Origin of the sequence: Mesorhizobium sp. M7A.F.Ca.US.005.03.2.1, from assembly GCF_003997795.1 — a bacterium.
GTDB lineage: Bacteria > Pseudomonadota > Alphaproteobacteria > Rhizobiales > Rhizobiaceae > Mesorhizobium > Mesorhizobium ciceri.
Genome location: NZ_RZRP01000360.1, coordinates 1 through 6143, shown reverse-complemented (window position 1 = coordinate 6143; position 6143 = coordinate 1). Strand labels below are relative to the sequence as shown.

Here is a 6143-nt window from a genome sequence, read left to right as displayed (position 1 = left end):
GGGTTCATAAATGGCGCGCGATACGACCGATTTCCGCCCGATCGAAGGTGTCGACGAACTTGTCGAGCACCTGGCCGAAGGCAACAAGCCGCGCGACAAATGGCGCATCGGCACCGAGCACGAGAAATTCCCCTTCTATGTCGACGGCAATGCACCGGTCCCCTATGGCGGCGAGCGTGGCATCCGCGCCATCCTCGAAGGCATGCAGGAAAAGCTCGGCTGGGATCCGATCGTCGATGACGGCCGCATCATCGGCCTGGTCGAACCGACCGGCCAGGGTGCGATTTCGCTGGAACCCGGCGGCCAGTTCGAGCTTTCCGGCGCACCGCTGGAGACGATCCACCAGACCTGCCGCGAGGGCAATGCCCATCTGGCGCAGGTGCGCGAGATCGCCGAACCGATGGGCATCCGCTTCCTCGGCCTCGGCGGCAGCCCGAAATGGTCGCTTGCCGAGACGCCGAAAATGCCGAAATCGCGCTACGAGATCATGACGCGCTACATGCCCAAGGTCGGCACCAAGGGCCTCGACATGATGTACCGCACCTGCACGATCCAGGTGAATCTCGACTTCGAGAGCGAGGCCGACATGCGCCGCAAGATGCAGGTGTCGTTGAAGCTGCAGCCGCTGTCGACGGCCTTGTTCGCCAATTCGCCTTTCACCGAAAGCCACCCGAACGGCTTGCAGAGCTGGCGCGGCGACATATGGCGTGACACCGACAACCAGCGCTCGGGCCTGCTCGAATTCTGCTTCTCGCCCGATTTCGGTTTCGCCGACTATGTCGAATGGGCGCTCGACGTACCGATGTATTTCGTCATCCGCGACGACCGCTATCACGACATGACCCACATCACCTTCCGCCAGTTCATGGCCGGGGCCGCGCGCAATGAAGTGCCGGACGGGCTGCCGACAATGGGCGACTGGGCGAACCATCTGTCAACGCTGTTCCCGGATGTGCGGCTGAAGCGCTTCCTCGAGATGCGCGGCGCCGATGGCGGGCCGTGGCGGCGCATCTGCGCGCTGCCGGCCTTCTGGGTCGGATTGCTTTATGATGAGGCCGCACTCGATGCCGCCGAGGCGCTGACCTCGAGCTGGACGTATGAAGAAACGCTGGCGATGCGCAATGCCGTGCCGGAACAAGGCATCTCCGCACCGTTCCGCAACACCACGCTGCGCGAGATCGCGCGTGACGTGATGGTCATTTCCCGCATGGGACTGAAGAACCGTGGCAAGAAGAACCGCGACGGCTACGACGAGACCTCCTTCCTCAACACGTTGGACGAAGTGGTGGCGCGGGGCACCACCAGCGCCGAGGAGATGCTGTCGGCCTATCACACGCGCTGGGGCGGCTCGATCGAGCCGGTTTTCATGGAATACGCCTATTAACCCTCGGATTTGGCAAAGCTGACCGGCCGGCAAAAGTCGCTTCAATCGGAAGTGGAAACAAACTAGGCTTCTTCGGCGAGGATTTCCGGAGGAGACGCCGATGCCCACCTTGTTCGACATGCTGACGCAGGCCCAGAACGGCAATGGCATGCAGGCCCTTGCCCAGCAATACGGGCTTTCGATGCAGCAGACGCAAGCCGCGGTCGCTGCATTGCTGCCGGCCTTTTCGCAGGGGCTGCAACGCAACACCGCCGACCCCTATGGGCTCGGCGCCTTCATGACGGCGATGGCCAGCGGCCAGCACGCCAAGTATTTCGAGGACGCAACCCGGGCCTTCTCGCCGCAAGGCGTCGATGAGGGCAACGGCATTCTCGGGCACCTGTTCGGTTCGAAGGATCTGTCTCGCGCCGTGGCCAGCCAGGCGGCGCAAGCCAGCGGCGTCAATCAGCAGATCCTGCAGCAGATGCTGCCGGCGATCGCCTCGATGGTCATGGGCGGGCTGTTCAAGCAGACGGCAAACCAGATGCAGGCCGCCGGTGGTTTTGGCGGCGGCGGCAACAATCCGCTCGGCGAGATCATCGAGCAGATGATGCGGCAAGGCGGCGGCATGCAGGCCCCGGCGCCGCAGCCGCGCCAGGCGCCGCCGCCCCAGAACCCGATGGACAACCCGCTCGGCAAGGTGTTGCAGGACATGTTCGGCGGCGGCGCGGCTCAGCCACAGCCGCAAAGCCAGACGCAGCCGGCACCCAATCCCTACGGCGACAATCCGCTCGGCAAGGTGCTGCAGGACATGTTCGGCGGTGGCGCGCCTCAGCCGCAGCCGCAGGGGCGGGCGCAGCCGCAGCCCCAGCAGACGCAAAGCCCCTACGGAGACAATCCGCTGGGGAAAATCTTCGAGGAGATGCTGCGGCAAGGTGGCGGTGGCTTAGGCGGCATCCCCGGCGGACAGCCGGCGCCGCAACAGCCTCAAGCGCCCCCGCAACGTCAGGCACCGCAGCCACAGGCCAATCCGAGCGGCCGTCCGAAAAACCCGTTCGACGACCTGTTCGGCAAGATGTTCGAAACCGGCGCCCAGCAGCGTGATGACTACCAGAAGGGCGTGGAGACAATCTTCGACCAGTTTAAGCGGGACATGGACCGGCGGTAGGCGGTCTTCGCTGAGGTAGAAAGAGAAAAGCCCGGTCCTGGGAGGACCGGGCAGAGTGCAGGCGGGCCGGGGGGATCCGGCAGGGAGTGGGAGCCTGCATACTCGTCAGTCGCGTCGAACCCTGAAAAGGGTCACGGCAACCTAAACAACAAGCATCCGATCAGGCCACCTTGCGAACGAAATCCTCGATCGTTTCGATGCGATCGCTGGCGATCTCGCGCAGCATCGCCGTCGGGTCGCGGCCAAACGGCACGTCGATAGCGACATGCAGGTCGGCGCGCGTCAGGCCGATATCGGCGAGTTCGGCGTCCGACATCTCGCCAAGGCGATAGAAGGCGCGGCGGTTTTTCCAGGCGCGGTAGATGTTGGAGACGGTGTTGGCCACGCGCGTCGCAACGGCCGGACGCGAGGTGATGCGCGAGGTCTCGGTGGCGAAATCGAACGTGGTCATTGTCGGTCTCCTTCAGACTCGAACGGGCAAAGCCTTGCGATCGGCGCTGGCGACAGCGGCCGTTCCGGCTTCGATTCACATGCCTTCATGTGGACAATGCCAATTTGCCATCGGCCGATTGATTAATCCAACGAATGTTTCTAATCTTTACCATCAACACCAGTGATGGATCATATCGATGAAATCGCCGCTCGATCTCGATCAATTGCAGACCTTCATCTCGATCGCCGATACCGGCAGCTTCACGCGAGCAGCCGAAGAGGTGCACCGGACCCAGTCAGCGGTGTCGATGCAGATGCGCCGGCTGGAGGAGCGGATCGGCAAGCCGCTGTTCGAAAAGGACGGACGCACCAACAGGCTGACCGAGGAAGGCGACAAGCTGCTCTCCTATGCGCGGCGGCTGCTCTATCTCAACCGCGAGACCCTGGCGGCCTTCGACGACCGGCGGCTCGAAGGCACGATCCGCATCGGCACGCCCGACGACTACGCCGATCGTTTCCTGCCCGAGATCATGGCACGGTTCACCCGCTCCAATCCGCGCGTCGAACTCACCGTCATCTGCGAGCCGACGCCGGGGCTGGTCGAGCATATCAAGCGCGGCAATCTCGATCTCGCGCTGGTGACGCACAACGACGTACGCGGCCAGTCGGAGGTGGTGCGGCGCGAACCGCTGCTGTGGGTCACCTCGGCCAACCATGCCACGCATGAGCAGGAAACGCTGCCGATGGCCTTCGGCCGGCCGAACTGCATCTGGCGGCGCGCCGCGGTCGATGTGCTCGACCAGGAGAACCGCGACTATCGCATCCTGTTCACCAGTTTCTCGGCCACCGTCATCACCGCCGCGGTTCTTTCCGGGCTGGCAATCTCGGTGCTGCCGGAATGCGCGCTCAGACCCGGTATGCGGGTGCTGGGCGAAGCCGACGGCTTCGGCGCCCTGCCCGATTGCCGCATCGGCATCATGCGCGGCCAGACGTCGCGGCCGGAGATCGTCGATGCGCTCGCCCGCCATATTTCGGAAAGCCTGGACAACATCTCGGTGCCGGTCGGCGAAGACCCCGGAACGTTCGATTTCGCAGCGCTTGCCTTCACCAAGCTGCGGCGAACCAAGCCGAACCAGATCCTGCCCGGCTGGTAGGCAGGGCCAGGTGTGCGGGTTATGAACGGCTGGCCCGACGCAACCGCCTTGACGCGGGCGCCCAACCGTTCCCCAATCGACGGATGAGCGAAGCAGCATCCGAATCACGCACCAACGCCGCCGAATATACGGTGAGCGAGATTTCCGGCGCGCTGAAGCGCACGGTCGAGGACGTTTTCGGCAATGTGCGGGTGCGTGGCGAGATATCAGGCTATCGCGGGCCGCATTCCTCAGGTCATGCCTATTTCGCGCTGAAGGACGACCGCGCGCGGCTCGACGCCGTGGTGTGGAAAGGCACGATGAGCCGGCTGAAGTTCCGTCCCGAAGAGGGCATGGAGGTGATCGCCACCGGCAAGCTCACCACCTATCCCGGCAAATCCAACTACCAGATCGTCATCGACAATCTGGAGCCTGCCGGCGCCGGCGCCCTGATGGCGCTGCTGGAAGAGCGCAAGCGGCGGCTGCAGGCCGAGGGGCTGTTCGACACCGGTCGCAAGCGGCTGCTGCCGTTTATGCCGCGCGTCATCGGCGTCGTCACCTCGCCGACAGGGTCCGTCATCCGCGACATCATCCACCGCATCAAGGACCGCTTTCCGCTGCATGTCCTGGTCTGGCCGGTGCGTGTTCAGGGCGAGACGTCAGGCGCGGAAGTGACAGCCGCGGTCAACGGCTTCAACGCGCTGGCATGGGATGGCGCCATCCAGCGGCCCGATCTGTTGATCGTGGCGCGTGGCGGCGGCAGCCTCGAAGACCTCTGGGGGTTCAACGACGAGGCGCTCGCCCGCGCGGTTGCCGCTTCCGGCATTCCGGTGATCTCGGCTGTCGGCCACGAGACCGACTGGACGCTGATCGACCTCGTCGCCGACGTGCGGGCGCCGACACCGACAGGCGCGGCCGAAATCGCCGTGCCGGTGAAGGCCGACCTCGAAGCAACGCTTGCCAGCCTCGGTGCGCGGCTGAAAGCGGCGGTGCTGCGCAATTTCGAGCGCAAGCGGCAGGCCGCCCGTGCCGCCGCCCGGGCTCTGCCCTCGCCCGATCAATTGCTGGCGCTGCCGCGCCGGCGCCTCGATGAGGCGACATCCAGGCTCGGCCGGGGCCTGTTGGTCTCCACCGAACGCAAGCGTGCAAGGTTTTTTGCCGTGAAACTGACACCGGCAATGCTGTCGCAGCGCATTGCAGAGGCCCGGCGCACCAACGAACGCAATCTTTTGCGAGCACAAGGGGCACTGCGTGCGATGGCAAGAGCCCGGCGTGCGGAGCTTAACCGGGCGGCGGATCAATTGCCAAAATGTGCCAGGGCTTCGCTGCAGCGGCACAAGCAGCAACTGGCCATGCTGCAAGGCCGCATCACGATCGAGCCGACGGCACGGCGGCAACGCGTGCAGAGGGATTTGCTGACAGCTTTGACAAGACGCGGCACGCAAGCAGTGGTGCTCAGGCTGGAGCGCCTGCGCGGCCGCGTCGTCCAGGCCGACAGGTTGATGGCGTCGCTGTCGCACAAGGCCGTCCTGGCCCGCGGCTTTGCGCTGGTGAGGGATGCGGACGGCGCCGTCGTCAAGCGGGCTGCCGACGTGGTGTCGGGAATGGCGCTTTCGCTCGAGTTCGCCGACGGGACCGCCGATGCGGTGGCAATCAGCGGCACGGCAAAACCGAAAGCCGTGGCCAAGCCGGCGGCCAAGGCCAAAGAGCCTGGCAATCAGGGATCCCTATTCTGACACCATGACCGACAATCCGCATCATCTGGCAACGCCCTCAGGCAAACCGCGCGCGCGAAATTTCGGCATCGGCTTCGACGGACGGCCTGGACCGTTCAACGCGATCACCGATGTGCCCGGCGTCGCGGTCGGCTATGCGACGCTGATCTCGGGCGATGGCACGCTTGTCGTCGGCGAGGGACCGGTTCGCACCGGCGTGACCGCGATCCTGCCCAGGCCGCTTGCCGACCTCGCCAACCCGGTCAGTTCGCCGTTTCCGTTCTGGCTGAAGATCCCGGCGAAGACCGGGTTGGCGAGGTCGGCAAGCGGCC

Annotated in this window: 6 protein-coding genes; 5 read left to right on the top strand and 1 reads right to left on the bottom strand. The window is 64.9% G+C overall.

The annotated features are described in order from the left end of the window. Positions 1-10: 10 nt before the first annotated feature. Complete coding sequence (locus EN991_RS19905) at positions 11-1384, top strand: glutamate--cysteine ligase (protein WP_013530341.1); 1374 nt, start codon at positions 11-13, stop codon at positions 1382-1384. Between the two features lie 100 nt (positions 1385-1484). Beyond that, on the top strand, positions 1485-2531 hold the full coding sequence (locus tag EN991_RS19900) for a DUF937 domain-containing protein (RefSeq protein WP_024502320.1): 1047 nt from the start codon (positions 1485-1487) through the stop codon (positions 2529-2531). 160 nt (positions 2532-2691) lie between these two features. Here EN991_RS19900 and EN991_RS19895 read toward each other — a convergent pair whose 3' ends face one another. After that, entirely contained in the window at positions 2692-2982 is a 291-nt protein-coding gene (locus tag EN991_RS19895) for a DUF1127 domain-containing protein (protein ID WP_127369365.1), read from the bottom strand. A 178-nt stretch (positions 2983-3160) separates the two neighbouring features. On the opposite strand from EN991_RS19895, the gene EN991_RS19890 reads away from it, so the two are divergent. The 3 genes from EN991_RS19890 to EN991_RS19880 form a co-directional block, all read left to right on the top strand. Next, the gene (locus tag EN991_RS19890) at positions 3161-4117 is read left to right on the top strand and encodes a LysR substrate-binding domain-containing protein (protein ID WP_127369364.1); all 957 of its coding nucleotides are present in this window, start codon (positions 3161-3163) and stop codon (positions 4115-4117) included. A gap of 83 nt (positions 4118-4200) precedes the next feature. Then, positions 4201-5832, top strand: coding sequence for an exodeoxyribonuclease VII large subunit (xseA, locus tag EN991_RS19885; RefSeq protein WP_127369363.1), 1632 nt, complete (start codon positions 4201-4203; stop codon positions 5830-5832). A 4-nt stretch (positions 5833-5836) separates the two neighbouring features. After that, positions 5837-6143: P1 family peptidase (locus tag EN991_RS19880; protein ID WP_245461017.1), on the top strand; the 307-nt coding region annotated here is incomplete at its 3' end.

Excerpts from the sequence above, each read along its gene's own strand:
- EN991_RS19905 (WP_013530341.1), top strand. The coding sequence starts at position 11 with ATGGCGCGCGATACGACCGATTTCCGCCCGATCGAAGGTGTCGACGAA.
- EN991_RS19900 (WP_024502320.1), top strand. The coding sequence starts at position 1,485 with ATGCCCACCTTGTTCGACATGCTGACGCAGGCCCAGAACGGCAATGGC.
- EN991_RS19895 (WP_127369365.1), bottom strand. The coding sequence starts at position 2,982 with ATGACCACGTTCGATTTCGCCACCGAGACCTCGCGCATCACCTCGCGT.
- EN991_RS19890 (WP_127369364.1), top strand. The coding sequence starts at position 3,161 with ATGAAATCGCCGCTCGATCTCGATCAATTGCAGACCTTCATCTCGATC.
- xseA (WP_127369363.1), top strand. The coding sequence starts at position 4,201 with ATGAGCGAAGCAGCATCCGAATCACGCACCAACGCCGCCGAATATACG.